The following is a 25,446-nucleotide window of genomic DNA, read 5'->3' as shown; positions in this document are numbered from 1 at the left end:
GCGCGTTTCTCAAGCGTGATGCACGCCGCCCCGCCCATCGCCTAGCGGCGGCACAGGCGATCGAGTTCCTCGTCGCTCATCCCTTCTTCGTCGATCAGCCGCTGCGAGATATATCGCACGTCATATTGCGCGATCTGATATTTGCTCTCGTTGACGCGATAGAGCAGCACGCCGCCGCATGTACCGGCAATTCCTGGGTGCGAGCTGAGAACCGCGAAATAGGCATAGGCGCCGGGATAGCTTGCATCGGGGGGATTGTTGAGCCAGCCGTCCAGCCGCGGCGTGAATTTGCCTGTGCCCGTCTGGTGCATCTTTGCCTCGCCGCTGAACCGGTTCATTTCTGCGGTCGTCGCTTCGAGTTGCGGGTCCATCATCGCCGCCAGCGCGCGCCCGTTGCCGGCGTCGAGATTGTCGAGGAAGCGCGTCACATATTGCGTTGCAGCCGTAGTGTCGGCGGCGCTCGCCTTCCAGTCGGCGGGCACCGGCTTATAAGGATCGGTCGCGGGGTCGATGCAGGAAAAGGCCTGACGAAAATCCTTGATCACCGTCACGCCGCGTTCGACGTCGATCTGGTTGTCGAAGAAATAACGCCCGAACCGGACCTTCAGCCGTCCGCACCGTTCCGTCGCCATCACCTTTATCCGCTCGATGACCGGATTATACTGATTCTCGTCGATGAGCGGGGTCGTCGCCGCATAGCCGCGGCCCGGCACCGCCTCGATCTTGATTTCAGGTGTCGTCGATGCCGCTGCCAGCAAGGCAGCCACGAATATCGTCGCCATAGTCTGTTCCCCACCACTTGCGCAGTGCCCCCCGGCCCTGCGTTTTCGCGCCGCGATTCGGTCCCGGCGCCCCACATATGATCGTGCTCAGACGGGTGGTAACTGACAAGCCAAAATTTCGCGTTGGATCAAATGTCTGTCGCGATCCCCTTGCCCAGATAACAGGGCAATTGCCGAAGCACGTCCACTTTGGGCACGCCATCCTCGATCAGGTCCGCCGGCACCTCGGACGTATCGGTACGTACCACGGTCCAACCGTCAGCAGGGGTCGCGCGGTGAACGACGACATAGCCGCAGTCCATCGTCCCGTCCTTGCGATCCCCGCGGAAATCGAACGCAGCATAAAGGCCCGCCGGCTGTCCGGCGGGATCAAGATACCAGCTGAGGCGAAGCGGTCGTATTTGCCCGTCAGCCCACAGCGTCGGCCGCTTCCGCAGGTTCATTTCCCATTCCAGCCGCGGGTTCGACGCCTGGAACGACAGCCTCAGCATCGCATAGGCGGCGGCGAAATCGCGCCGTTCGAGCGCGAGCGTATATTCGGCGAACCGGTCTATCGCGCCTTCCTCATCGGACGGCGACGGCTTGAACGTGCGGCCTTCGGGCGCGACAATCTCGCGTTCGACTTCGGGTGCGAGCGTCGGGGGCGCTGCGATCGCCCCCGACGTGCCGGCAATCAGGGCCACGCCGAAAAGGAAGGCACGGCCCCGAAAATCAATAGCCATAATAAGCGCCGCCCTTTTCTCGCGCTCGGCGCCATGCCGCCCGATCGTGGCACGCGTTCACAAAGGCCGCGAGCTTGGGATAGCGCGGCGCCATCCCTTGCATGATCGCTATCTCCGCTGGGAAGCTCAGCATGATGTCGGCCGCCGAAAGGCTGTCGCCGATGAAGTGGCCATTCTCCCCGACGCGGCTTTCCATATAGGCGAAGTGCGAATCGAGCTGCTGCCCAATGCGCGGCTCGATCGGCGCCGCGGCTTCGCCAAGGCGCGCGGTATAGATGCGCAGCAGGATCGGCGTCATCGCGGACCCTTCGGCGAAATGCAGCCATTCGAGGTGGCTGATATGATCGTCGGTCCCGCGTTCGGGAACCAGATGGCCGCCGCCGTGCCGCTCGCACAGATATTCGGTGATCGCGCCCGATTCGGTGACGACCCTGCCATTGTCTTCGATCACCGGCGACTTGCCGAGCGGATGGACCGCGAGCAGTTCGGGCGGCGCGAGGTTGGTCACCGGGTCGCGATCATAATATTTGATCTCGTACGGCGCGCCGATTTCCTCGAGCAACCAAAGAATGCGCTGCGAACGGCTGTTGTTCAGATGATGGACGATCAGGCTCATGGCATGTTCCTTTGGACGTCAGGGTTGATACGGCCCGTTGCGGTCGATCAGCGCCGCAAGTTCGCGCACCAGCTTGGCACCGAGAATTGCGGTGACGTCGCCGATATCGCGGCCGGGATGGAGTTCGACTATGTCTGCACCGACGATCGGCGCGGTCTGTTTGTGCAGCACGGCGAGCATTTCGCGCACCGTCAGGCCACCAGGCTCGGGATGCGCGACGCCCGGCGCGGCGGACGGATCGAGACCGTCGAGATCGATCGAAATATAGAGCGGCCCTTCGAGCACTGGCACCATGTCGGGCGTAAAGTCCGCCATCGGCACGATCTCCACCCCGAACCGGACGGCCTGTTCGCGGCAATGCGCGTTGAGCGTGCGAATCCCGACCTTCACCAGCCTCTTGGCATGACCCGCCTCACAGATGCGGGCGAAGGGCGAAGCATGGCTGCGCGGATTTCCGGAGAAGTCATCGTAGAGATCGGGATGCGCGTCGAAATGAAGGATCGTCACCGGCCCGTGGCAGGTCGCCGCAGCTTCGACGAGGGGAAAGGTCACGGCATGGTCGCCGCCGAGCGCGAGCGGAATTTCGCCATCTTCGCGAACATAGGCAATGTGCCGCCGGATCGCGGCGTCGTCCTGCACGGTGTCTTCGGTCAGCGCTAGGTCACCATCGTCGGTGAGCGCGATGTCGGTGCCGATTTCAGGGCCGAGCTCGCTCGCCATATTGCCGCGGTCGCTCCACAGCGCGGCGCGGATCGCGCCGGGACCGGCGGCGGCACCGCGTTCGAAGCTGCTGTTGATGTCGGTGGGCAAGCCGAAAAGGCGGATCGCGGGCATGCGCCGCTTGTAGCCGCTGCCAAGGTCCACGCAAGCCGCAACGGCGGCGAGAAGATCAACGGCGGGCGGGCCTACCTGCAGGGGAGAGGGAATGCAGGCGCCCCAAAGGGGCAAAGAGGGGGCTGGAAGCCCGCCGCCGTTAGCCGGCCGATCCACGCAAGGGCGAACCGGCCGGATGGCTATTACAGGTCGTCGTCACCCTCGTCGTCGGGGCCGGCCATCATTTCTTCGGCCACCGCGTCGGTCCGGCCGCGGATCGCGGCTTCGAGCCGTTCGCGCAATTCGGGGTTCTCGTTCAGGAAATTCTTCGCATTTTCGCGGCCCTGCCCGATGCGGATCGAGTCATAGCTGAACCATGCACCCGATTTCTCGACAAGCCCGGCCTTGACGCCGATGTCGAGGATTTCGCCGATTTTCGAAATGCCCTGCCCGTACATGATGTCGAATTCGACCTGCTTGAACGGCGGCGCGACCTTGTTCTTCACCACCTTCACGCGCGTGGTGTTGCCGACGATTTCGTCGCCATTCTTGATCTGGCCGGTGCGTCGGATGTCGAGGCGGACCGAGGCATAGAATTTGAGCGCATTGCCGCCGGTCGTGGTTTCGGGGTTGCCGTACATCACACCGATCTTCATGCGCAGCTGGTTGATGAAGATCACCATGCAACGCGAGCGGCTGATCGAGCCAGTAAGCTTGCGCAGCGACTGCGACATCAGGCGCGCCTGCAGGCCGACGTGACTGTCGCCCATCTCACCTTCGATTTCGGCGCGCGGAACCAGCGCTGCGACCGAGTCGACGACGAGCACGTCGATCGCGTTCGAACGCACGAGCGTATCGACGATTTCAAGCGCCTGCTCGCCCGTGTCGGGCTGCGACACGATGAGTTCGTCGATGTTCACGCCAAGCTTGCGGGCATAGACGGGGTCGAGTGCATGTTCGGCGTCGACGAAAGCGACGGTGCCGCCGGTCTTCTGTGCTTCGGCGAGCGTGTGCAGCGCTAGCGTCGTCTTGCCCGAGCTTTCGGGGCCATAGATTTCAATGACGCGGCCGCGCGGCAAGCCGCCGACGCCGAGCGCGATATCGAGGCCGAGCGAGCCGGTCGAGATCGCCTCGACCTGCATGGCTTCCTTCGAACCCAATTTCATTACCGAGCCCTTGCCGAACGCGCGATCGATCTGCGCGAGCGCGGCGTCGAGCGCCTTCTGCCTGTCCGTGTTGTTCACTGATTTCCCCGATTCGACGAGTGACAATTGTCCGGCCATGGCCGTCCCTTTCCAGCTCTAGAGCGACAGCAGAAGCATCGCAACGCCGGAACTATGTGCCACATTTGTTCTCACGGAACAAGTGAAGAACAAAATTAAATCCACCTGGACGAAAGGCTCGCTATTCTGCCGAAAACTCCTCGAGCGCCGCTTCAATGTCGCTGATCCGGAACGGCTTGGTGATCAGCCTGCGATGCGCGTGAGCTGGCGGAATGACGTCGCCCCCGCCCGAGGTGAAGGCAAAGGGGATGCCGCGTTCGGCAAGCGCGTCCGCAACCGGCCAGCCCTTTTCGTCGCCAAGGTTGATATCGACCAGTGCGCCGCTGAGTGGCTGGGCTGCGATAAGCGCGAGCGCCTCCTCGTTGGTGGTCGCCTGCGCGGGTTCGGGAAGGTCGAGTGCGTCGAACATGTCAGCAAGCATCATGCCGATCAGCACATCGTCTTCGACGAGCAGGATGGGATGATTACTGGCCATTCGACACCCGGTGCGCGGCATCGTCGAGTGCCGCCGAAGTCGCCTCGGCAAGCTGTGCGACCGAGAAGGGCTTCGGCAGGAAGGCGACATTGTCGATGTCAATCGACTGGCGCAACTGCTCCTCGGCATAGCCCGACATGAACAGAACGGGCAGGTCCGGCCGCTTCGCGCGCATCGCACGCACCATCGCCGGCCCATCCATCGTCGGCATCACAACATCGCTGATGATCAAATCGATCTTCTCCATTTGCGTGAAGCGTTCGAGCCCCTCTTCACCCTGCGCGGCGGTAACGACGCTATAACCCGCACGAGTCAGCGCGCGTTCCGCAACGGCGCGGACCATATCCTCATCCTCGACGAGCAGGATCGTGCCGGTGCCCCACTGACTCTTCTTCGGCTTGACCGGCGGCGGCACGACCACGGGCGCCTCGCCTTCGGCACGGTGAACGGGCAGATAGATCGAAAAGCTTGTCCCCTGCCCCGGCTTGCTGTCGGCAAAGATGAAACCCGCCGACTGTTTGATGATCCCGTAAACGGTCGAGAGCCCGAGTCCCGTACCTTTGCCGACATCCTTGGTCGTGAAGAAGGGTTCGAAAATCTTGGGCAACACATCGGCGGGAATACCGATGCCGGTATCGCTGACCTTCAGGGCGCAATAATCAGCGGGCGGCATGAATTCATTGCCCATCTGGCGCACATCGGCCGCCGATACGGGGAAGGTCTCCATTGTCAACGTCCCGCCGCCCGGCATCGCATCGCGCGCATTAACGGCGAGGTTGATGATTACCTGTTCGAGTTGGCCCGGGTCGGCGCGGACCGCACCAAGGCCGCGACCGTGATGCACCGACAACTGAACCGTCTCGCCGATCAGGCGCTTCAGGAGGTGCGACACCTCCGAAATCACGTCGGGTAGCTGGAGTATCTGCGGACGCAGCGTCTGTTGCCGCGAAAAGGCGAGCAATTGCCGCGTCAGGCTGGCGGCGCGGTTGGCGTTGCTGCGAATCTGCTGGATATCGTCATAGTCGCTGTCGCCCGGCGTATGACGCATCAGCATCAGGTCGCACGCCCCCAGAACGGCGGTCAGGATATTGTTGAAGTCGTGTGCGACGCCGCCCGCAAGCTGCCCGACCGCCTGCATTTTCGACGCCTGCGCGACCTGCCGCTTGAGCCGCGATTCCTCGCTCGAATCCTTGAGGCTGAGCAGCACCGCGGCCTCACCCAGCCCGCGCACGCCGACCACGCGCATCGACACCGGTTCGTTGCTTTGCCCCGCGAGGCGGATCGAGAGATCGCCCCCGACCTGCTGCCCGCTGCTGTGACGGCGGATCATGTCGGACAGCGGGCCTTTATCCTCGCCGACGACGATGTCGCCGGGGTAGCGCGGCATCTTGCCCTCGGGCAGGCTCGCGGCGCGGACGAAGGCGCGGTTCATATAAAGGAAGCGCCCGTCGCGATCGACCATCGCGAGCCCGAAGGGCAGCAGCGACAGCAGCGTTTCGACATAGGTTTGCGCGGTACCGCGATCGGTCGGCCCCATTTCCTCGTCGAGCATCGCGAGCAACATCGGCGTGTTGGTGTCGGCGGGCGCGAGCGGTATCTGGATCAGTCGCACCGGGGTCGCACGATCGCCCTCGCGCGCGAAATATAGCGCCCCGGCATCGTCGAGCCGGATCATCGGCGCCACGTCGCGGCCAGCATAATGGAGTGCGTCATCCTCGCCCAGCGCGCGGAGCAGAAAGGCCTGATTGGCGACTCGCAGCCGTCCTTCGGCGCTGACGAGGGCGGCCATCACCCCGGCGTGACCGAGCGTGCGTCCTGCGGGACCGTCCAGATTACGGACGATCTCGGCCACCAGGTCGAGCCGTTCGACAGCCGAGAAGCGCCAGACGAGATAATCGTCCGACTGCCCCGTGCGTGTCACCTGCGCACGCAACTGCAGCGGTCCGACACCAAGATCGTCGGCATAGCCCTCGCCGTCGCGCCACGCGATGCGGCCGGCATTTTTCAGCACTTCGGCACCGCGGCCCTCGAGCGGAAGGCCGGGCGGCGTCACGAAGCCGTTGAACCAGGTTCCAAACAGATCGTTGGCGCAGACCATCCGCCCGCCGCGATCGGTAACGGCAATCGCAACATCGTCGTGATTGACTGCCTGCCGCAGCATCGTCCAGTCGGGCGCGACCGCTTCGCCCGTCACCGCCGCCGGAAACAACCGGCGCGCGAGGAGCACCCCACCAGCAGCGACGGCGAGCCCGGCGAGGAAACCGCTCGCCAGCACCATATCGCGCGTCGCCCAGAACAGCAGGGCGCCGGACAGCAAAGCCAACCCGCCGAGCACCGCCTTGTCGACCTGCGACAGACCCGCCGGGGCCGACAAAGGCCCGGCGGGCCCCGCCCCCCTGATGAAATCACCATCAGCGGAGGGCAGGCTTTGCACGGTCAATGATCGGCTTTCCAGTTGGTGCATCACCAGATGCGAACGCGGTCCTTCGGTGCCAGATAGAGCTTCTGACCCTGCTTGATCTGATAGGCCTTATACCAAGGGTCAAGATTGCGCGAGACCCAAGTCCGCTGGATCGAGGGCGAATGCGGATCGGTCGTGATGCGCTGCGACAGATTCTGCTCGCGATAGTTGCGCCGCCACACCTGTGCCCAGCCGAGGAAGAAGCGCTGGTCGCCGGTAAGACCGTCGATCACCGGAGCTTCCTTGCCGCCGAGCGACGCCTTGTAGGCGTCATAAGCGACGGTCAGGCCGGCAAGGTCGCCGATATTCTCGCCCAGCGTGAATTTGCCGTCGATATGTTCGCCGGGCAGAATCTCGTAAGCGTTATACTGCGCGATAAGGGCCTGACCCGCGGCCTCGAATGCCTTCACATCTTCCGGCGTCCACCAGTCGGCAAGCTTGCCCGTCTCGTCATATTTCGCGCCTTGATCGTCGAAATGATGGCTGACTTCGTGACCGATGACGGCGCCGATGCCCCCATAGTTCACCGCCGCGTCGGCGTGCGGATCGAAGAAGGGCGGCTGCAGGATCGCGGCGGGGAAAACGATCTCGTTCATGCCGAAATTGGCATAGGCGTTGATCGTCATCGGCGTCATGAACCATTCCCAGCGGCGGATCGGCCCGCCGAGATGGCCGATATTGTCGTCATGGGCGAACTGGTTCGACCGCAGCGCGTTGCCGAACAGGTCGTCGGCGCGGATTTCCAGCTTGCTATAATCCTTCCACTGATCGGGATAGCCGATCTTGGTAGTGAAATTGGCAAGCTTCTTTCGTGCCTTGACCTTCGTCGCCGGCTGCATCCACGTCAGCCCGTCGATGCGGCGGCCCATCGCGCCAAGGACATTCTTCACCAGCGTGTCCATCGCCGCCTTGGTTTCAGGCGGGAAATATTTCGCGACATAATCCTTGCCGACAGCGTCGCCGAGATTGCCCGTCGTAAAATCGACTGCGCGCTTCCAGCGTTCTTCCATCTGCGGCGTACCTGAAAGCGCCGTGCTGTAGAAGGAGAAGGCTTCCTTCGCGACGGCGTCCGGCAGAGCGCCCGAGAAGCTGTCGAGGCTGCGCACGATCAGCAAATCCCGGATCACCGCGATCGGCGCGTCGGCGAGCAGCTTGGCCTCACCCGTGAACGCGCTCGGCTGCGACACGATCAGCGTGTCTTCCTTGACCCCGATACCGCGAATGAAGGTCGACCAGTCGAAACCGGGCGCGGCCTTGGCAAGTTCTGCGATCGTCATCTTGTTATAGGCTTTGGTCGCATCGCTGCTGTCGTTCTTGTCCCAATGGATCGTCGCGACCTGCTTTTCGAAATCATAGACCGCCTTGGCGCGTGCCGCGGCATTGGTTTCGCCCGCAAGCGTCAGGACATTTTCGAGATGCTTGAGGTAGGCCGCTTGCAGCGACGTGTTGCGCTCGTTTTCCTTCAGATAGAAGTCGCGGTCGGGCATGCCGATGCCGCCCTGAAAGATGATATAGGCATAGACGTCCGGATTCTTGTCGTCCTGCCCGACATAACCGCCGAAGAAATGCTGGACCCCGCTGCGGTCGGCTTCGGCGAGCAGCGCCGCGAGACCCGGCTTTTCGACGGCGCGAATCTTGTTCAGCCACGGCTGGATCGGCGCGAGGCCCTTGGCTTCGACCGTCGCCGAATCGAGGTAGGACGCATAGGCGCGGCCGATCATGCTGCTAGGGTCGCCCTTGGCGGCATCGAGGATCTCGCGCGTGCGCGTCTGCGACAGGTCGTTGAGGGCTGTGAACATCCCATAGTTCGACTTGTCGTCGGGAATATTCGTATTCTTTGCCCAGGTGCCGTTGGCGTAGGTGTAGAAATCGTCGCCCGGCTGGACGCTCTTGTCCATGCCCGAAAGGTCGAAGCCGAAATCGCCGATTTCAGGCTTGGCGGCGGTGGTCGCGGGCGTGGTGACGGGCTTTTCCTGAGCGACAGCCGGAACAGCGGCGAGCATCAGCGCGCCAAGCGCAGCGGTCGCCATCAGGCGCGAAGAAATATGCAGAGTCATGATATTCCCCAGTTTTCAATATGAAGCGAAAATCCACACCGCGCAGGGGCGGCAAAGATTAGCGATGGAACAGCTATACGCCTGCTGTTTGGGGGTTCAACCGGCGGCCGTGTCGCTGGTCGATGCCTCATGTCGTTGGTCGCGTGCGCGCGCGAGTTTCCGACGCCAGCGCAACCGGATCCAATTGTCCCAGAAAATCGAGGCAAGGATGTAACCAACGACCGCGGAAACGAGCGAAATAACGAACAGCCCCGCCAGCATTGCGGGCGCCGCGTCGGAAAAGACCCAGCGAACCCATTCCCCCGCCGAAGCGCCATGTTCGATCATCGCCGAGAAGGTCGCGCTATTGGCGTGAAGGCCGAACAGCCAGTCGCCGAGCCACACCGACGCGAGGATGATGAAGGGCGTCGTCACCGGGTTCGACAGGAAAGTCATCGCGGCGCCGATCGGAATATTCGCCCGGACCGGCAGCGCGAGCAGCGCCACGCCAAGGATCTGCACCCCGGGGATCAGGAAAAATATGCCAACGAACAGCCCAAGTGCGGTGCCGCGCGGTACCGAAGTACGGGTGAAACGCCACAAATGGCTGTGCGCGACCCGGTGTGCGAACGGCTTGACGAAACGGCTCGCGAGCAATTCCTCGCGCGTCGGCGAGTTACGGCGGATCCAGTTCATCACTGCCGCCTTGTCCTTGGTTCCCGGGTCGCGAGGCTTGCCCGCGCTCATCCGCGTTCCTTCATCAATCTTTGCTTGTCGCGCTTCCAATCGCGTTCCTTGATCGACTCCCGCTTGTCGTGCGCCTTCTTGCCCTTGGCGATCGCCAGTTCGACCTTGGCGCGGCCGCGGCTGTTGAAATAGATCGACAGCGGAACGAGCGTCATCCCCTGCCGCGCGACCGCAGCGTGCATCTTGTTGATCTCGCGGCCGCTGAGCAATAGTTTGCGCGGCCGCTTGGGTTCATGATTGTGCCGGTTGCCATGGCTGAACTCGGGAATATTGCTGTTCACCAGCCACACCTCGTGCCCCTTTACCTCGGCGTAACTCTCCGCAATCGTCCCTTCACCAAAGCGCAGCGACTTGACCTCGGTTCCTTGCAACGCAATCCCAGCCTCGAACACCTCGTCGATGGCAAAGTCGAACCGCGCGCGCCGGTTCTCGGCAACGATCTTCTTCTTGTCGAATTCGGCGGCGGACTGCGGACGGGCCATTACGAAACCTAGATTACTCCAGCCGCGGACAGTGCGGCATCGACGGCGGCGCGCGACGCATCGTTCGCCGGGATAATAGGTAGGCGCACTTCGGGCGAAAACCAGTCATGGACACGCGACAATGCATATTTGACCGGTCCCGGCGAGGTGTCGGAGAACATCGCATTATGCAAATCGAACAAGCGCTCGTGCAGCGTCCGCGCGCGCGCCCAGTCGTCCGCGGCACAGGCCGCGGCGAAATCGGCGCAGAGGCGCGGCGCGACATTGGCGGTGACCGAGATACAGCCTGCGCCGCCCATGACGGCATGAGCCAGCCAAAGGTCATCATTGCCCGAAAGCTGGCAGAAGTCCTTACCGGCGCCCGCGCGGTGCGCGGTCACGCGGGCCAGGTCGCCGCTCGCATCCTTGATCGCGACAATGCTCGGCATTTCGGCAAGCTTGCACAGGGTCTCGGCGCTGATGTCCGCGACGGTGCGGCCGGGAACATTATAGACGACGATCGGCAGGTCGCTGGCATCTGCCAACGCCTGAAAATGCGCGATCATTCCGGCCTGGCTCGGCCGGTTGTAATAGGGGGCGACGATCAGCGCCGCGGTCGCGCCGGCCGCCTGTGCGTGACGCATGTGGCGGATCGCCGTCGCGGTGTCGTTCGACCCACAGCCCGCGATCACGGGTACGCGACCGGCCGCGGCCTCGATGCAGGTATCGATCACCTGATAATGTTCGTCGAAGCCAAGCGTCGGGCTTTCGCCGGTCGTTCCGCACGGAACCAGCGCGCTGGTGCCTTCTTTGATCTGCCAATCGACAAGGCGCGCGAAGGTCGGGGCATCGAACGCCCCGTCGCGAAATGGCGTCACCAAAGCGGGAATCGAACCCGAAAACATGCTCCGCTCCTTTACAATTACCCGCTGTGACCGATAGAATCCGGCCAGCGCGCCGCTATTGGACGTCTATTCAGCGCCCCGCAAGGAGTTTGGCACTACTATGGCCGGTATGATTTCGCTGACCCGTATCTCCCGCCTCGCGCTCGCCGCGGCCCTCCTTCTCCCCACGGCTGTTCACGCCAGCGAACTCACCCCCGAACAAATGGCATGGTATCGCGCCCAGATGGGCCTCGCCGCCCAGTCGGGATCGCCGCCGTCGACCAATTCGGTGGGCGACGCGGTGCTCGAGTGGCGGCGGTTGACCGCAAATAGCGGCGCCTCTTTCGACCAGCTTTCGCGTTTCCTGATGGCGAACAAGGGCTGGCCCGACGGCGACACCATGCGCAAGCGCGCCGAAAAGGCGATCTCGCTCGACAGCTATGACCCCCAACGCACCCTCGCCTATTTCCAGGCCTACCCGCCACAGACCGCAAGCGGGCAGCTCCGCTATGCGCTCGCGCTCAATGCCACGGGCCGCCGCGAGGATGCCGCCGCCGCCGTGCGCCGCGCGTGGACGAGCGGCCCGCTCGACGATTATGAAACAAGCCGTGCGCTCAGCATGTTTCCTGGCGCTATCACGCCGGCCGACCATGATGCGCGGATGGACCGCCTGCTCTGGTCGGGCGCAACCGCGGCGGCGAGCCGCCAGCTCGCCTTCACCTCGCCCGACAAGCGCGCGGTGTTCGCGGCGCGCCTCGCGATGCGCAATGCGTCGGTCGACGCGGCTTTCCAGGCCTCGGCCGCCGAAAGCGCCAATCCGTCGCTGACCCGTACCGACGCCGGCTATATCACCGACAAGGCGACCTGGCTGCGCAAGGCCGGGCGCGTCGGCGAGGCTCGCGCGCTGCTTGCGGCGCCGCGATCGCTGGCAAAGGCGCCGACCGATCCCGAAGAATGGCTCGAAACCCTGCTCACCAACGCGCGGCAGGCTAGCGATGGCGGCGACAAGTCGACCGCCTATAATATCGCGCGCCAGCTCGACGACGCCTTCCCGGCCGGGACGGTCATCCGCGAGACACCGCTTGGCGTGCGCGACGATTATACCTCGCTCGCCTGGCTCGCCGGGCAGCTCGCCTATCGCGACCTGCGCCGTCCCGCCGAAGCGGTGCGGCTGTACCGCGCCTATGGCGAAGCCGCCCGCTCGGCGCAGACGCGCACCAAAGGCTTTTATTGGGCCGGCCGCGCCGCGCTTGCCGCCGGAGATTCGGGTACCGCGAACGCGCATTTCGCCGACGCCGCTCAACATTACGACCAATTCTACGGCCAGTTGGCGCTCGAGCGGCTGAACCGTCCGCAGCCGAAGCCGACACCGGACCCGACCATCCAGGTCAGCAACGACGACCGCCGCGAGTTCGAGGACGACCGGCTGGTACGCGCCGCACGGGCGCTCGGCGAAATCGGTGCATGGCGCGAACAGTCGCTGTTCCTGCGCGCGCTCGCGCAAAAGGCCACCTCGCCGGCCGACCATGTCCTCGCAGGCAGGCTCGCGTCGCAAATCGGGCGCCCCGACCTTGGCGTGATGATCGGCCGCAGCGCGCAGGCGAACAGCCTCGACGCGGTCGAGGTATCGGGCTTCCCGACCGTGCGCGTCCCTGCGGGTCATGAAAGCAACTGGACCTTCATCCATGCGATCACGCGGCAGGAAAGCCAGTTCGATCGGCAGGCGGTGAGCCACGCCGGCGCGCGCGGGATGATGCAGTTGATGCCCGGCACCGCACGCGAAGTCGCGGGCAAGCTCGGCATGAGCTACGACGCTGGCTCGCTGACCACCGACACCAATTACAACATGATGCTGGGCTCGACCTACTTCCAGCAGATGCTCCGTTATTTCGGCGGCAGCTATCCGCTCGCGGTCGCGGCGTACAACGCCGGTCCCGGCAATGTTAACAAATGGCTGCGCGCCAACGGCGATCCGCGCGGTGGCGGGATCGAGATGGTCGACTGGATCGAGGCGATCCCGATTTTCGAAACGCGCAACTATGTCCAGCGCGTGCTCGAAAATGCCGTTGTCTACGACACGCTGCGCGACGGCAGCGGATCGCGGCAGCAGGCGCCGCTGAGCTTCTATCTCGGCAAACGGACGCCCGGATAACGCTTCATGGCGGGGGAAAAGACGAACATCATCAGCCCGGCAGGCTATGCCGCGCTGCGCGCCGAATATAACGCGCTGCTGGGCGACGAGCGCCCGAAACTGGTCGAGGTGATCAGTTGGGCCGCGGGCAACGGCGACCGTAGCGAGAATGGCGACTATATCTACGGCCGCAAAAGGCTGCGCGAGATCGACCGCCGGCTGGGCTTCCTCGCCCGGCGGATGAAGGTCGCCCGCGTCGTCGATCCTGCCGAACAGCCCGACAAGAGCCGCATCTGGTTCGGCGCCACGGTCGAACTCGCCGACGATGACGACGCACGGCGCATCGTCACTCTGGTCGGCGACGACGAGGCCGAGGCAGGCGAAGGCCGGATCGGCTGGAACAGCCCCCTCGCCCGCGCGTTGCGCGGCGCCGCGGTCGGCGATTTGCGCACCGTGCAACTCCCTGCCGGGCCCAAGGAATGGGAAGTAATGGCGGTCAGCTATCCCGCGACCTGATATCGCCCGCCTCTCGCGCGTTCGCCGAAACATCACTCAACGGCGAATAACGAAAAGAAACCGATAGTTGCCCTCCCCATATCGTCACCCCGGGCTTGGCCCGGGATCCCGCTTAATGCCGAAGCCAATGAGCGCGTCAAAAAGCGGGATCCTGGATCAAGTCCGGGATGACGAAGGAATAAGGAAGCAACGACAGCTCCCACCCCCGAACCAGCCTGCCACCCATCTGCAAAAATCACTGTCCTACTTTATCGCGCCATGCCGGCTTCCGATCCGCTCTTTGAAATAGCTGGTTTCCGCAAACATCTCCAAAAGCCACAAAGGACGCAAAATCGATGCGCGTATGCGGGGCTTTTGCGGCTTTAAGCCCGATGTCCGCGCTCCCTTCGCTCAGCCTAGGTTCAGCGTTGTTGGCGTATCCGCAGGGCATCAAATGGCTCCAATGGCCGATTGCGCTGGACCATCGGGCATTTCCGCTGATACGGAGCGTCCGGACTTTCTCGAATAGGGTAAAGATGACCAAATTTTCGACCATGACCGGCCTGATCGCACTGGCCGCCGTCGGCGTGACGCCCGTGCTGGCGCAGACCGTCGCCGACAGCGAAGTGCCGACCACCAGCCTCAACATTCCCGGCAATGTACAGCTTTACGGGGATGCCAAGCCGAACGTCTATCGCCCGTCCGCTTCGGTGAACGGAGAGATTATTACCGCGACGGACATCGAACAGCGGATGGCGCTGATCCGTATCGCGAACAATAATGTCGAGCTGCCGCCCGAGGAAATCCAGCGGCTGCGTACGCAGGTGTTCAGCAACCTGATCGACGAGAAATTGCAGATCCAGGAAGCAAAGGCTGCCGAGATTTCGATCGACGAAAATGTCGTCGACGGCCAGTTCGCGCGCCTCGCGACGCGTTTCAAGCAGACGCCTGAACAATTTTCGAACTATCTCGTGTCGAAGGGGTCTTCGGCGGCGGCGGTGAAACAGCAGATTCGCGGCGAAATCGCGTGGGATCGCCTGCTCTCGCGCAATATTCAGTCGACGACGAATGTCTCGCCCGAAGAGGTCAAGATCGTCGCTGACCAGCTCATAAATTCCAAGGGCCAGGACGAGTTCCACCTTGGTGAAATCTATCTGTCGACGACACCCGAAACCGCCGCAGCGGTGTCCGAAAATGCCAAGAAGATCATTCAGGCGTTGCAGGCTGGCGGCAGCTTTGCCGCCTATGCGCGCCAGTTCTCCGAAGCATCGACTGCTGTCGTCGGCGGCGACCTCGGCTGGGTGAAGGCCGGGCAGTTGCCGGGTTCGATGGGCGAAGCCGCAACGCAAATGCAGCCGGGCCAGCTCGTCGGGCCGATCGAAGTGCCGGGCGGCATTTCGATCATGTTGATGATCGATCGCCGTCAGGTCCTGACCGCCGATCCACGCGACGCGATCCTCAGCCTCAAACAGATTTCACTCGATTTCCCGGCGGGTACGACGCAGGCGAAGGCGACGGAACTTGCAGGTCAGTTCGCCGAAAAGACCCGTAGCATTGCGGGTTGCGGTGCCGCCGATGCGGTGGCCCAGAGCCTCGGCGCCTCGGTGGTCTCGCGCGACAATATCGAAATGCGCGCGCTGCCCGGCCCGCTGCAGGCCACATTGGCGAGCCTGCAAATCGGTCAGACGACGCAGCCCTTCGGCGCAGCGAACGAAGGGGTCAGCGTCCTTGTACTGTGCGGTCGCGACATGCCGCAGACCGCGACCGCGCCGAATCTCGAGCAGATCGAGCAGAAATTGCTCGACGACAAGGTCAACAAGCGGGCCCAGCGCTATCTGCGCGACCTGCGCCGGGATGCCGTGATCGAATATAGCTGATGACGGTTCAAAATAATCGGCAGCCGATCGCGGTCACCATGGGTGACCCGGCCGGCGTCGGCCCCGAAGTCGCCGCCCGTGCGTGGGCCGCGCGCCGCGAACATGATCTGCCGCCTTTCGTTGCGATCGGCGATATCGCTGCGATCGAGGCCGTCTGGGACGGGCCGGTCGCACGCGTTGGCGACATGGACGAGGTCGTTCGCGCCTTTGGCGACGCGTTGCCCGTTTGGCACCTGGAGGAAAGCGGCCCACTGACCCCCGGCCAGCCCACTCCGGCGGGCGCGACCTGTGCGCTTCACGCGCTCGAAACTGGTATCGGACTCACCCGCAATCAGGCGAGTTCGGCGCTCGTTACCGGGTCGGTGTCGAAATATGCGCTGCACGGCATCGGTTATACCCATCCTGGGCAAACCGAGTTCATCGCCGAACGCTGCGGCGTCACCGCGACCAATGCGGTGATGATGCTCGCTGGCCCAAGCCTTCGCGTTGTGCCGTTGACCGTTCATATCCCGCTTGCCGACGTCCCCGATCGGCTGACGAGCGAATTGATCGTTGCCAAGGCGCGGATCGTCGCGCGGGGTCTGCGTCGCGATTTCGGGATCGAGACACCGCGCCTCGCGCTCGCAGGGCTCAATCCTCACGCCGGCGAAAGCGGGCAATTGGGCAGCGAAGAAGAGCGCATCATGGCACCCGCGGTTGCCCAGTTGGCCGAGGAAGGCATTTTCGTCGACGGCCCGTTAGCGGCCGACGCGCTCTTCGCGCCCGGCATCCGCGACCAATATGATGCGCTGCTGTGCGGCTATCACGATCAGGCGCTGGCACCGTTCAAGGCGCTGCATTTCCACGACGGCGTCAATCTCACGCTCGGGCTGCCGATCATCCGCACCTCGCCCGACCATGGTACTGCGTTCGATATCGCGGGCACCGGCCAGGCCGATCCCGGTCCGACGATTGCCGCGATCGCGATGGCCGCGCGCATGGCTGCGGCGCGCGAACGTAGCTGCGCGCCAGCGAAGTGAGCATCCAGCCGCAGACGCCGCTGCCCCCGCTGCGCGAGACCGTACGCACGCACGGGCTGCAGGCGAGCAAGGCGCTGGGGCAGAATTTCCTGTTCGACGAACAATTGCTCGACCGGATCGCGGCTATCCCCGGCGACCTCGATGGCGCCACGGTGTTCGAGGTGGGTCCGGGGCCCGGCGGGCTGACGCGCGCGCTGCTGCGCGCGGGGGCGAAGGTGATCGCGGTCGAACGCGACGACCGCTGCCTGCCGTTGCTTGCCGAACTCGGTGAAGCCTTTCCGGGCCAGCTTACGGTTATCGCCGACGATGCGATGGCGGTCGATGTCGACGCGCTGACCGGCGGCGCGCCTTATCATATCGTCGCCAACCTGCCCTATAATGTCGGCACCGCGCTGTTCACGCGCTGGCTGGAGCCTGCCGAGTGGCCGCCGCGCTGGCTGTCGCTGACGCTGATGTTCCAGCTCGAAGTCGCCGAGCGCATCGTCGCACCGGTCGGGACCGACGCCTATGGTCGGCTTGCAGTGCTCGCGCAGTGGCGTTCGACCGCGAAGATCGCAATGAAGGTGCATCGATCGGCCTTCACCCCGCCGCCCAAGGTCATGTCGGCGATCGTGTACGTAACGCCGGCCGTGCAACCGGAGGGCATCGTCCCCAAGCTGCTGTCGCGGCTGACCGAAAAGGGATTTGGCCAGCGCCGCAAGATGCTCCGACAGAGCCTGAAAGGTGTAGAGGGCGCAGTGTCGGCCGCCGAAGCGCTGGGGATCGAACCGACGCGGCGCGCTGAGACGGTCAGCGTCGCCGAATGGGTGGCACTGGCGCGCGCACTGGGTAGCTGACGCGCATCGTCTCGAATGTCAGACTAGGGGTGGTGAGCTGTCGTTGCTCTCTTTGGACATCGCCCGGGTGGATCCGGGAACGGCGCAAGGGCGGCGCAATATTCCAAAGTTCAGGAAAGTTCAGCCCTATGAGCGCCCCGATTTGCAAGTCGCAGAGTGCTGGATGTGCGCGGCACGTCCGATCATAGTCGCACCCGCAAGCAGGCAGCGACCGCTTTTGTTCACCGAATGAAAGAGCCGGATGAAGGCTGGCACGGCCGGATAATGTAGGAAAGACCTTTTTTAAGGCGATGTCGGTTTTGGCACGGTGAGTTGTCGTTCGTCCCGCATCTTCGTCACCCCGGACTTGATCCGGGGTCCATGACGATGGTGCGGCTATGGATCCCGGATCAAGTCCGGGATGACGAAGAAAGATAGGATAAGCCCCTGGTCGTTACCCGTCTTTCGTCATCCTGGGTTTGACCCGGGATCCCGCTTTTTTGGACGCGCTTACTGGCTTTGACCTCAAGCGGGACCCCGGATCAAGTCCGGGGTGACGAGGATGTGGAGGGCAGCAATCGGTCGTTGGCCGCCATTCTCGATTGCAACCCGGATAAGCGGGAGCGACGATCAATTTTTGTTGCTGGTCGTCCCGACCGTGGCGACCACCGGCTTCGGCACCAGCACTTCGGCGGCGACGACGCGCTTCGATGCACTCGATGCGATCGCCTTTTCGAGCGCCGCGACCTGCGGGCATTTGTCGCCGCACACGCGCTGCGCCTCGGCCAGCTTTTCGCGCGCGAGTTCGAGCGCACCCTTGTCGGCAAGCGCTTCGCCCTGCCCCGTCAGCGCGACGATGTCGTTGGGCTCAAGCACGAGCGCTTCGCGATAGAGGCCGATCGCCTTGCCCGGCAGGCCCTGAGCGCGGGCGACCTGCGCCAGCGCAATGATCGCCGAGCGGTTGCGCGGGTCGGCCGCGAGCGCCGATTCATAAAGGTCGATCGCCTGATCGAGTTCGCCGGCTTCCTGCGCCTTTTGCCCTTCGTGCTGAAGTGCGATCGAGCGCGGCAAAATGTCGTTATCGGCGCGTTGCGCATCGGATACCGTGGGCAGGCTGGCGAGGATCACACCCGCAGTTAGAGCCAAAAAGCCGACGCGCATCGCATTCTCCCATCGCTTCATTACAGGCGATGCTAACATGGCGCGGTCAGCCGTGCGAGAAAAAATCCGTCGCATCCGTCGCGCGCCGGAGTCAGCAGAAATCCGCTACCCGCAGCGCGGCCGATGCCGTCCGGAAGGATATCGGTATCGGCCGTCCAGCCGGGATGCCGGTTCAGAAAATCGTCCACCTGTGCCCGCCCCTCGCGCGTGATGATCGAGCAGACAGCATAAAGAAGTTTGCCGCCCGGCGCCACAAGATCGGCGCCGATGTCCATCAACTTGGCCTGTTCGGCGACGTGACGGTCAAGCCGAGCGGGGGTCGAGCGCCAGCGCAGTTCGGGGCTGCGCCGCCAGGTGCCGCTGCCCGAGCAAGGAGCGTCGACGATGACGCGATCGGCTTTGCCCATCCGGTCGGCGAGCATCGCGCGTTCCTGCGCTGGATTGAGCAGCAGCGTTTCGATCGTCGTTGCCCCGGCGCGGTCGGCGCGCGGCGGCAATTGCTGAAGCCGCGCGCGGTTGGTATCGCAGGCCAGGATCGCGGCTTCGTCAGCCGTCGCCGAAGCGATCGCGAGCGTCTTGCCGCCGGCACCGGCACAAAGATCGATGATCACCTGCCCGGCTTCGGCCTCGAGCGCGGCGGCGGCATATTGGCTCGCGGCGTCCTGCACCTCGAACTGACCCTCGGCATAGGACGCATGTTGGACCGCCGCAGTTTCGCCGGGCAGACGCCAGCCGTCCGCAAGGCCGGCGATCGCTTCGCCGTCCGGAAAGATCAGTGCGAGTTCATCGCGGCTGGAGCGCAATCGATTGGCGCGCAAGTCGAGCGGCGCGCGCGCCAGCATCGCCTCGCGCTCCGCCTTGCCGATCAGCGGGTCAAAGAGTTTCATCAGTGCGGTGGTGGCGATCCCGGTTTCGGCGCGCGGTTCATCGGCCGAAATGACTGCCGGGCCATAGGATGCGCCATTGAACAATGCGGCGAGTTCGGGGTCGGCATCGGCAAGCGCAAGCATCGCGGCGCGGCCTGAAGCCGGCACCGAACGCACGCCGCGGATCGCATCATAAACATGGTTGCGGATCGCGCGGCGATCCTTCGATCCAGCATAACGGCGCGCGCGCATCGCCTCGGCAAAGATCGCGTCGGCAGGTGCTCCACCGTCGCGCGCGGAGGTGGCGATGGCATCGAGGATTTCGATCGCAGTCTGGACGCGCGCAGCCGGGGTCATAAGTTCAACCTTTCTTCCCCGTCAATGCGAGGAGCGAAGCAACGACGCCGTCCAGTGCGGACTATCCGTTCTGGATTGTTTTCGATGCGCTCGCAATGACGACAGGGCGGATTACCCCGCCGGATAGTTCGGCGCCTCGCGCGTGATCGCGACGTCGTGAACATGGCTTTCACGCAGGCCCGCATTGGTGATGCGCACAAACTTCGCACGTTCGCGGAAATCGTTGAGCGTGCGGCTGCCGGTATAGCCCATCGCCGCCTTCACACCGCCGACCATCTGGTGGATCACGTCCTTGGCGGGACCCTTGAACGGGACCTGGCCCTCGATGCCTTCGGGAACCAGCTTCATCTGGTCCTTGATGTCCTGCTGGAAATAGCGGTCGGCCGAGCCGCGCGCCATCGCGCCGACGCTGCCCATGCCGCGATAGCTTTTATAGGTGCGGCCCTGATAGAGGAAGGTTTCGCCCGGCGCCTCGGCGGTGCCCGCGAGCATCGATCCGACCATCACGCTCGACGCGCCAGCCGCCAGCGCCTTGGCCACGTCGCCTGACGTACGGAGGCCGCCGTCGGCGATCACCGGAACGCCAAGCTTCGACGCCGCTTCGACGCTGTCGAGGATCGCGGTAAGCTGCGGCACGCCGACACCCGCGACGATGCGCGTCGTGCAGATCGAACCGGGGCCGATGCCGACCTTGACGCCGTCGGCGCCCGCATCGATCAGCGCACGCGTCGCGTCGCCCGTGGCGACATTGCCAGCGAGCACCTGGACGCGGTTCGACAATTTCTTGATCCGCTCGACGGTCGCGCCGACGCCCTTGCTGTGGCCATGCGCGGTGTCGACGACGATCAGGTCGCATTCGGCCTCGAGCAACGCCTCAGCGCGCTCGACGCCTGAATCGCCGGTGTTCGTGGCCGCGGCAACGCGCAGGCGGCCGCTGCCATCCTTGGTCGCGTCGGGGAAATTGACAGCCTTTTCCATATCCTTGACGGTGATCAGGCCGATGCAGCGATAATCGTTGTCGACGACGAGCAGCTTTTCGATGCGGCGCTGGTGGAGCAGCTTGCGCGCCTCGTCCTGCTGGACGCCGGGGCGAACCGTCGCGAGATTTTCGGCGGTCATCAGTTCGCGCACCGGCTGGCCGGGATTGTCGGCGAAGCGCACGTCGCGGTTGGTGAGGATGCCGACGAGCTTGCCGCCGGTTTCGACCACCGGAATGCCCGAAATCTTGTGCTGCGCCATCAGCGCCGTCGCATAGGAGAGCGGCGCGTCGGGCGTGATCGTGATCGGGTTGACGATCATGCCGCTTTCGAAGCGCTTCACCTGCCGCACCGCGGCCGCCTGTTCCTCGACGGTCAGGTTGCGATGAAGGACGCCGATGCCGCCGATCTGCGCCATCAGGATCGCCATGTCGGCCTCGGTCACCGTGTCCATCGCCGACGACAGGATCGGAATGTTGAGGCTGATCTCGCTCGTCAGCTGGGTCGACAGATTGGCATCCGACGGCAGGATATCCGACGCGCCGGGGACCAGCAGCACATCGTCGAATGTCAGGCCGGTGATGATTTCCATGGGTCGCCACTTTCTGGTGCGGGCGGCGCCTGCCCCGGATTGCGGGGCGACACGCGCGATTCGTTTGGTGGCGGCCCATGTAACCAGTCGCGCCCGCGCGCGCCAGTGGGTGACGAACGATTATTTCGTATAGCTTGGGGCACCGCTTCGGCGCGCCGGAAACCAACGCCGCACCCGGTGCAATGTAACCGGTTGCATTGCCTCCGGCCGCTCGTTAGACCGCTGCGCATAACATAGTTTCGGCGAAGAGGATATTCCGATGAACGAGCCCAGCCAGGCGACCACCCTTAGCGGAGGCCGGTCGAATGCCATGGCGGCCTTCGCGGCAGTGACCGTACTTTTCTTTGCCTGGGGCTTCATCACCTCGCTGATCGATCCGCTCGTCGCCGCGGTAAAAGGCATCTTCACGCTGAGCGACGCCGAAGCACAACTGTCGGCGTCGGCCTTCTTCATCGCCTATGGCCTGATGTCATTCCCCGCCGCAGCCCTGATCGCGCGTTTCCATTCGGTGCCGTCGATCCTGACGGCGCTATCGACGATGGTCGTCGGCTGCCTCGTCATGCTCGCGGCCGCGAACCTTGCGGTTTATCCGCTCGTGCTGGCGGGTCTCTTCATCCTCGCAAGCGGCATCACCATCCTGCAGGTCGCGGCCAACCCGCTCGCAGCGGCGCTTGGCGATCCTAAGCGCAGCCATTTTCGCCTGACCTTCAGCCAGACCTTCAACAGCTTCGGCACCTTCCTCGGCCCGCTCATCGGCGCGCACCTGTTCCTGGAGGGTGTCGAGGTCAAGGAAGGCACGGTGGTCACCGAAGCCGTGCGGGCCCAGGCGCTGGGCGGGATCGATTCGGCGTATTTCTGGATCTGCGGCCTGATCGTCGCCCTGCTGCTGTTCTTCTGGGTCAGCCGGCGGATCGTCAACGACGCGGTGCCCCCCGCGCCGATCGGCGAACGCGCCGGCATGGGCGAACTGATCCGCGAGGCTTTTTCGTCGCGCTGGGCGCTTCTCGGCGGGCTCGCGATCTTCCTTTACGTCGGCGCCGAAGTCGCAATCGGAACGCAGATGGCGCTGTTCCTCAACAGCGATGCGATCTGGGGCCAGTCGGACGCCGCCTTCGGCGTCTTTGGCTGGATCATGGGCAGCGACGGCGTTCCAGGGGTTTCGTTGCAGGAGGCCGGCAAGGCGGTGGCGCTCTATTGGGGCGGCGCGATGATCGGCCGCGCGATCGGTTCGGTGCTGCTCGCACGCTTCTCCGCATCGAAGATGCTGGCGACCTTTACCGCCATCGCCGCTCTGCTCTGTCTTTATGTCGCGGTCGTCGGCGGGGTGAATGCGGGCTTCGTCGCGCTGTCGATCGGCCTGTTCAACTCGATCATGTTCCCGGTGATCTTCACCCTGACGCTCGAACGCTCGACCGCGCGCGCCGAGGCGACGTCGGGGCTGCTCTGCACCGCGATCGTCGGCGGCGCGGTGATCCCCTATTTCATCGGCCTGCTGTCGGGTGCGGTCGGCTATGCTGCGGCGCTGGTTCTGCCCGCCGCCTGCTACGTCGCGCTATGCGTTTTTGCCATCGCGGCCGGGCGCGCCCCTGCGCGGCAGGCCGGCGCGGGCGTGACAGTCCACTGAGGGCGCCGGGACCGAGGGGACAATGGCCGGACTGTCGATCCGTGATGCACGCAAAAGCTTCGGCGCCACCGAAGTTCTGAAGGGCGTTTCGATCGACGTCGCCGATGGTGAATTCACCGTCATCGTCGGGCCGTCGGGGTGCGGCAAATCGACTCTGCTACGCTCGGTCGCAGGGCTTGAGGAGCTGACAGGCGGTAGCATCGTCATTGGCGACCGCGATGTGACGGCTCTTGCGCCGTCCGAACGCGGGATCGCGATGGTGTTCCAGTCCTATGCGCTTTATCCGCACCTGACGGTCTATGAGAATATGGCGTTCGGGCTGCGCATCGCAAAGGCGGACAAGAGCGCGATCGACGTCGCAGTACGCCGCGCCGCGGCCATATTGAACATCGAAGCGCTTCTCGAGCGCAAGCCCGCAGCGCTGTCGGGCGGGCAGCGGCAGCGCGTCGCGATCGGGCGCGCGATCGTGCGCCAGCCGCAGATATTCCTGTTCGACGAACCGCTATCGAATCTCGACGCCGATCTGCGGGTACGGATGCGCTACGAATTTGCGAGTCTGCACCGCCAACTCGGCACGACAACGCTGTACGTCACGCACGATCAGGTCGAGGCAATGACGCTCGCCGACCGGATCATCGTGCTGCGCGACGGCCGCATCGAACAGGTCGGCACGCCGCGCGAGCTTTACGCGCGGCCCGCGAATATATTCGTCGCGCAATTTCTGGGTACCCCGCGGATGAACATCTTGGCCGCAACGGTGTTGGAGAATGGCCGGGCGACGCTCGCTGACGGCCGCACCATCGCCCTACCCGTCCTTGCAAAGCCGCTCGCGGCCGGAACGCCGCTGTCGATCGGCATCCGGCCCGAGGATATTGCGATCGGCGATGCCCCCGATGGGCTGCCCTTCACGATCCGCTTTATCGAGCGGCTCGGAGGCCTTGCAACACTGCATCTGGGCGGACGCGATGGCGACGAAGCGATCGCTTGCCAGTTGCGCGACGACGGCAGCCTCGAAGAGGGCGACCTGATAGCCGCATCATTTGCGCCACAGCATCTACATCTATTCGACACCGAGGGCCAAGCGTTGGGAAAAGCGGGGGAATGACCTTGCATTTCGCCCGTGTAACCGGTTACCCTACCGGAGTTTCCGCACCCGGCAAGATGACGAGCACGGAGTCGCAACGGCGACCCGACGCGGTATGAGGGAAAGGGGCCCGACAATATGGCTACATTGAGGGACGTCGCCCGCGAAGCGGGGGTTTCGGTGGCGACGGCATCGCGGGCAATCAACGGGCTCGGCAATGTCACCGCACCGACGAAAGCCGCGGTAATGGCCGCAGTCAAAAAGCTGAATTTCGTCCCACACAGCGGCGCGCGCAGCCTGACGCGGCGCAAGACCGATACGGTGGGGGTGATCCTGCCCGACCTGTTCGGCGAATTCTTCTCCGAAATCATCCGCGGCATCGATCTGGTCGCGCATGAATCGGGTATGCACCTGCTCCTCGGCAACATGCACGGCAGCACGCACGAAACCGCCGCCGCGATCGCGGCGATGCGCGGGCGCGTCGACGGATTGCTCGTGATGCCGCCCGACTTGAAGCCCGAACTGCTGTCCGATTATCTCGACCCTGCGCTGCCGACGGTGCTGCTCAACTATGATGCGGGCTCGCTCGACCTGCCTTTCGTCGCGGTCGACAATTATCGCGGCGCCTATGCGATGACCGAGGCACTGCTCGCGCGCGGGGCGCGGCAGGTCGTTCATATCGCGGGGCCGAAGCATAATCGCGACGCGCGCGACCGGCAGCGCGGCTTCGTCGACGCGATGGCGAAAATCGGCGGCGTGCGAAATCCGGCGATCCTGCCCGGCGATTTTTCGGAAGAGAGCGGGCTGAAGGCCGCCGGGCTGCTTGTACAGGGGCAATTGCCCGCGGATGCGGTGTTCGCCGCAAACGACCAGATGGCTGTCGGTCTGATCGCAGGACTCGCCGAAGCGGGCAAGTCGGTGCCGGGCGACATCATGGTCGCGGGCTTCGACGATATCCCGCTCGCGCGACACCTCAATCCGTCGCTGTCGACGATGCAGGTCCATATCGACCGGTTGGGATCGACCGCGATGATGATGTTGCTGCGCATATTGCGCGGCGAGACGCTCGGCGCGGCAAGCGCAACGATCCTGACCCCTGCGCTGATCGCGCGCGGCACGACCGGCACCGTGGTTACGGCGCGCGGCGCACACGCATGACCCCTATGGG

General features: G+C 64.1%; 22 protein-coding genes. 8 read left to right on the top strand and 14 right to left on the bottom strand.

From position 1 onward, the window contains the following. Positions 1 to 41: 41 nt before the first annotated feature. From SC1_RS05915 to dapA, 11 genes are all read right to left on the bottom strand, one after another. The gene (locus SC1_RS05915) at positions 42 to 782 is read right to left on the bottom strand and encodes a hypothetical protein (RefSeq protein WP_062178849.1); all 741 of its coding nucleotides are present in this window, start codon (positions 780 to 782) and stop codon (positions 42 to 44) included. A gap of 128 nt (positions 783 to 910) precedes the next feature. After that, the gene (locus tag SC1_RS05910; protein WP_062178846.1) at positions 911 to 1,504 is read right to left on the bottom strand and encodes a hypothetical protein; all 594 of its coding nucleotides are present in this window, start codon (positions 1,502 to 1,504) and stop codon (positions 911 to 913) included. Continuing rightward, entirely contained in the window at positions 1,494 to 2,120 is a 627-nt protein-coding gene (locus tag SC1_RS05905) for a glutathione S-transferase family protein (RefSeq protein WP_062178843.1), read from the bottom strand. The genes SC1_RS05910 and SC1_RS05905 overlap by 11 nt, the downstream gene beginning before the upstream one ends. An 18-nt stretch (positions 2,121 to 2,138) precedes the next feature. Next, a complete protein-coding gene (speB, locus tag SC1_RS05900) occupies positions 2,139 to 2,984 on the bottom strand; it encodes an agmatinase (protein WP_238586591.1) in 846 nt (281 codons plus the stop codon). Positions 2,985 to 3,136: 152 nt separating this feature from the next. Beyond that, positions 3,137 to 4,216, bottom strand: coding sequence for a recombinase RecA (gene recA, locus SC1_RS05895; RefSeq protein ID WP_062178841.1), 1,080 nt, complete (start codon positions 4,214 to 4,216; stop codon positions 3,137 to 3,139). Positions 4,217 to 4,337: 121 nt separating this feature from the next. Beyond that, complete coding sequence (locus SC1_RS05890) at positions 4,338 to 4,691, bottom strand: response regulator (protein ID WP_062178838.1); 354 nt, start codon at positions 4,689 to 4,691, stop codon at positions 4,338 to 4,340. Beyond that, the gene (locus SC1_RS05885) at positions 4,681 to 7,065 is read right to left on the bottom strand and encodes a response regulator (protein WP_062178835.1); all 2,385 of its coding nucleotides are present in this window, start codon (positions 7,063 to 7,065) and stop codon (positions 4,681 to 4,683) included. Before SC1_RS05885 ends, SC1_RS05890 begins: the two co-directional genes overlap by 11 nt. 89 nt (positions 7,066 to 7,154) lie before the next feature. Continuing rightward, a complete protein-coding gene (locus SC1_RS05880; RefSeq protein ID WP_062178832.1) occupies positions 7,155 to 9,209 on the bottom strand; it encodes a M13 family metallopeptidase in 2,055 nt (684 codons plus the stop codon). Between the two features lie 96 nt (positions 9,210 to 9,305). After that, positions 9,306 to 9,935 carry a DUF2062 domain-containing protein gene (locus SC1_RS05875; RefSeq protein ID WP_152682306.1) on the bottom strand — a complete coding sequence of 210 codons (630 nt, stop codon included), beginning with the start codon at positions 9,933 to 9,935 and terminating at the stop codon, positions 9,306 to 9,308. Then, positions 9,932 to 10,417 carry an SsrA-binding protein SmpB gene (gene smpB, locus SC1_RS05870; protein WP_062178829.1) on the bottom strand — a complete coding sequence of 162 codons (486 nt, stop codon included), beginning with the start codon at positions 10,415 to 10,417 and terminating at the stop codon, positions 9,932 to 9,934. The genes SC1_RS05875 and smpB overlap by 4 nt, the downstream gene beginning before the upstream one ends. Before the next feature lie 8 nt (positions 10,418 to 10,425). After that, a complete protein-coding gene (gene dapA, locus SC1_RS05865) occupies positions 10,426 to 11,301 on the bottom strand; it encodes a 4-hydroxy-tetrahydrodipicolinate synthase (RefSeq protein WP_062178826.1) in 876 nt (291 codons plus the stop codon). A 100-nt stretch (positions 11,302 to 11,401) separates the two neighbouring features. Between dapA and SC1_RS05860 the strand changes: the two genes are divergently transcribed. The 5 genes from SC1_RS05860 to rsmA all read left to right on the top strand — a co-directional run bounded on the left by SC1_RS05860 (position 11,402) and on the right by rsmA (position 17,638). Then, a complete protein-coding gene (locus tag SC1_RS05860; RefSeq protein ID WP_062178823.1) occupies positions 11,402 to 13,432 on the top strand; it encodes a lytic transglycosylase domain-containing protein in 2,031 nt (676 codons plus the stop codon). A 6-nt stretch (positions 13,433 to 13,438) separates the two neighbouring features. Next, positions 13,439 to 13,927 (top strand): transcription elongation factor GreB, encoded by a 489-nt coding sequence (gene greB / locus SC1_RS05855; protein ID WP_062178820.1) that lies wholly within the window; start codon positions 13,439 to 13,441, stop codon positions 13,925 to 13,927. A 515-nt stretch (positions 13,928 to 14,442) separates the two neighbouring features. Continuing rightward, positions 14,443 to 15,783 carry a peptidylprolyl isomerase gene (locus SC1_RS05850; protein ID WP_062178817.1) on the top strand — a complete coding sequence of 447 codons (1,341 nt, stop codon included), beginning with the start codon at positions 14,443 to 14,445 and terminating at the stop codon, positions 15,781 to 15,783. Continuing rightward, positions 15,783 to 16,802 (top strand): 4-hydroxythreonine-4-phosphate dehydrogenase PdxA, encoded by a 1,020-nt coding sequence (pdxA, locus tag SC1_RS05845; protein WP_062178814.1) that lies wholly within the window; start codon positions 15,783 to 15,785, stop codon positions 16,800 to 16,802. Before SC1_RS05850 ends, pdxA begins: the two co-directional genes overlap by 1 nt. A gap of 20 nt (positions 16,803 to 16,822) precedes the next feature. After that, positions 16,823 to 17,638, top strand: a complete 816-nt coding sequence (gene rsmA, locus SC1_RS05840) for a 16S rRNA (adenine(1518)-N(6)/adenine(1519)-N(6))-dimethyltransferase RsmA (protein WP_062183656.1) — start codon at positions 16,823 to 16,825, stop codon at positions 17,636 to 17,638. A 609-nt stretch (positions 17,639 to 18,247) separates the two neighbouring features. Here the strand turns inward: rsmA and SC1_RS05835 are convergent. From SC1_RS05835 to guaB, 3 genes are all read right to left on the bottom strand, one after another. Continuing rightward, positions 18,248 to 18,799: a tetratricopeptide repeat protein gene (locus tag SC1_RS05835; RefSeq protein ID WP_238586588.1), complete on the bottom strand. Its 552-nt coding sequence runs from the start codon at positions 18,797 to 18,799 to the stop codon at positions 18,248 to 18,250. 11 nt (positions 18,800 to 18,810) lie between these two features. Continuing rightward, positions 18,811 to 20,001 carry an RsmB/NOP family class I SAM-dependent RNA methyltransferase gene (locus SC1_RS05830; RefSeq protein WP_062178812.1) on the bottom strand — a complete coding sequence of 397 codons (1,191 nt, stop codon included), beginning with the start codon at positions 19,999 to 20,001 and terminating at the stop codon, positions 18,811 to 18,813. A gap of 111 nt (positions 20,002 to 20,112) precedes the next feature. Next, positions 20,113 to 21,570 (bottom strand): IMP dehydrogenase, encoded by a 1,458-nt coding sequence (guaB, locus tag SC1_RS05825; RefSeq protein WP_062178809.1) that lies wholly within the window; start codon positions 21,568 to 21,570, stop codon positions 20,113 to 20,115. Between the two features lie 259 nt (positions 21,571 to 21,829). On the opposite strand from guaB, the gene SC1_RS05820 reads away from it, so the two are divergent. From SC1_RS05820 to SC1_RS05810, 3 genes are all read left to right on the top strand, one after another. Next, positions 21,830 to 23,194, top strand: a complete 1,365-nt coding sequence (locus SC1_RS05820; protein ID WP_238586587.1) for an MFS transporter — start codon at positions 21,830 to 21,832, stop codon at positions 23,192 to 23,194. Positions 23,195 to 23,216: 22 nt separating this feature from the next. Further along, positions 23,217 to 24,299: an ABC transporter ATP-binding protein gene (locus tag SC1_RS05815; protein WP_062178806.1), complete on the top strand. Its 1,083-nt coding sequence runs from the start codon at positions 23,217 to 23,219 to the stop codon at positions 24,297 to 24,299. Positions 24,300 to 24,416: 117 nt separating this feature from the next. Continuing rightward, positions 24,417 to 25,436 carry a LacI family DNA-binding transcriptional regulator gene (locus SC1_RS05810; protein WP_062178803.1) on the top strand — a complete coding sequence of 340 codons (1,020 nt, stop codon included), beginning with the start codon at positions 24,417 to 24,419 and terminating at the stop codon, positions 25,434 to 25,436. Positions 25,437 to 25,446 lie beyond the last annotated feature (10 nt).

Source organism: Sphingopyxis sp. C-1 (assembly GCF_001047015.1).
In the GTDB taxonomy this organism is placed as follows: Bacteria; Pseudomonadota; Alphaproteobacteria; order Sphingomonadales; family Sphingomonadaceae; genus Sphingopyxis.
This window is presented reverse-complemented; position numbering and strand designations above follow the sequence as displayed.

What these genes read in the sequence shown, in the direction of transcription:
- SC1_RS05915 (WP_062178849.1), bottom strand. Translation starts at nt 782, where the DNA reads ATGGCGACGATATTCGTGGCTGCCTTGCTGGCAGCGGCATCGACGACA.
- SC1_RS05910 (WP_062178846.1), bottom strand. Translation starts at nt 1,504, where the DNA reads ATGGCTATTGATTTTCGGGGCCGTGCCTTCCTTTTCGGCGTGGCCCTG.
- SC1_RS05905 (WP_062178843.1), bottom strand. Translation starts at nt 2,120, where the DNA reads ATGAGCCTGATCGTCCATCATCTGAACAACAGCCGTTCGCAGCGCATT.
- recA (WP_062178841.1), bottom strand. Translation starts at nt 4,216, where the DNA reads ATGGCCGGACAATTGTCACTCGTCGAATCGGGGAAATCAGTGAACAAC.
- SC1_RS05890 (WP_062178838.1), bottom strand. Translation starts at nt 4,691, where the DNA reads ATGGCCAGTAATCATCCCATCCTGCTCGTCGAAGACGATGTGCTGATC.
- SC1_RS05880 (WP_062178832.1), bottom strand. Translation starts at nt 9,209, where the DNA reads ATGACTCTGCATATTTCTTCGCGCCTGATGGCGACCGCTGCGCTTGGC.
- SC1_RS05875 (WP_152682306.1), bottom strand. Translation starts at nt 9,935, where the DNA reads ATGAGCGCGGGCAAGCCTCGCGACCCGGGAACCAAGGACAAGGCGGCA.
- smpB (WP_062178829.1), bottom strand. Translation starts at nt 10,417, where the DNA reads ATGGCCCGTCCGCAGTCCGCCGCCGAATTCGACAAGAAGAAGATCGTT.
- dapA (WP_062178826.1), bottom strand. Translation starts at nt 11,301, where the DNA reads ATGTTTTCGGGTTCGATTCCCGCTTTGGTGACGCCATTTCGCGACGGG.
- SC1_RS05860 (WP_062178823.1), top strand. Translation starts at nt 11,402, where the DNA reads ATGGCCGGTATGATTTCGCTGACCCGTATCTCCCGCCTCGCGCTCGCC.
- greB (WP_062178820.1), top strand. Translation starts at nt 13,439, where the DNA reads ATGGCGGGGGAAAAGACGAACATCATCAGCCCGGCAGGCTATGCCGCG.
- SC1_RS05850 (WP_062178817.1), top strand. Translation starts at nt 14,443, where the DNA reads ATGACCAAATTTTCGACCATGACCGGCCTGATCGCACTGGCCGCCGTC.
- pdxA (WP_062178814.1), top strand. Translation starts at nt 15,783, where the DNA reads ATGACGGTTCAAAATAATCGGCAGCCGATCGCGGTCACCATGGGTGAC.
- SC1_RS05835 (WP_238586588.1), bottom strand. Translation starts at nt 18,799, where the DNA reads ATGAAGCGATGGGAGAATGCGATGCGCGTCGGCTTTTTGGCTCTAACT.
- SC1_RS05830 (WP_062178812.1), bottom strand. Translation starts at nt 20,001, where the DNA reads ATGACCCCGGCTGCGCGCGTCCAGACTGCGATCGAAATCCTCGATGCC.
- guaB (WP_062178809.1), bottom strand. Translation starts at nt 21,570, where the DNA reads ATGGAAATCATCACCGGCCTGACATTCGACGATGTGCTGCTGGTCCCC.
- SC1_RS05820 (WP_238586587.1), top strand. Translation starts at nt 21,830, where the DNA reads ATGAACGAGCCCAGCCAGGCGACCACCCTTAGCGGAGGCCGGTCGAAT.
- SC1_RS05815 (WP_062178806.1), top strand. Translation starts at nt 23,217, where the DNA reads ATGGCCGGACTGTCGATCCGTGATGCACGCAAAAGCTTCGGCGCCACC.
- SC1_RS05810 (WP_062178803.1), top strand. Translation starts at nt 24,417, where the DNA reads ATGGCTACATTGAGGGACGTCGCCCGCGAAGCGGGGGTTTCGGTGGCG.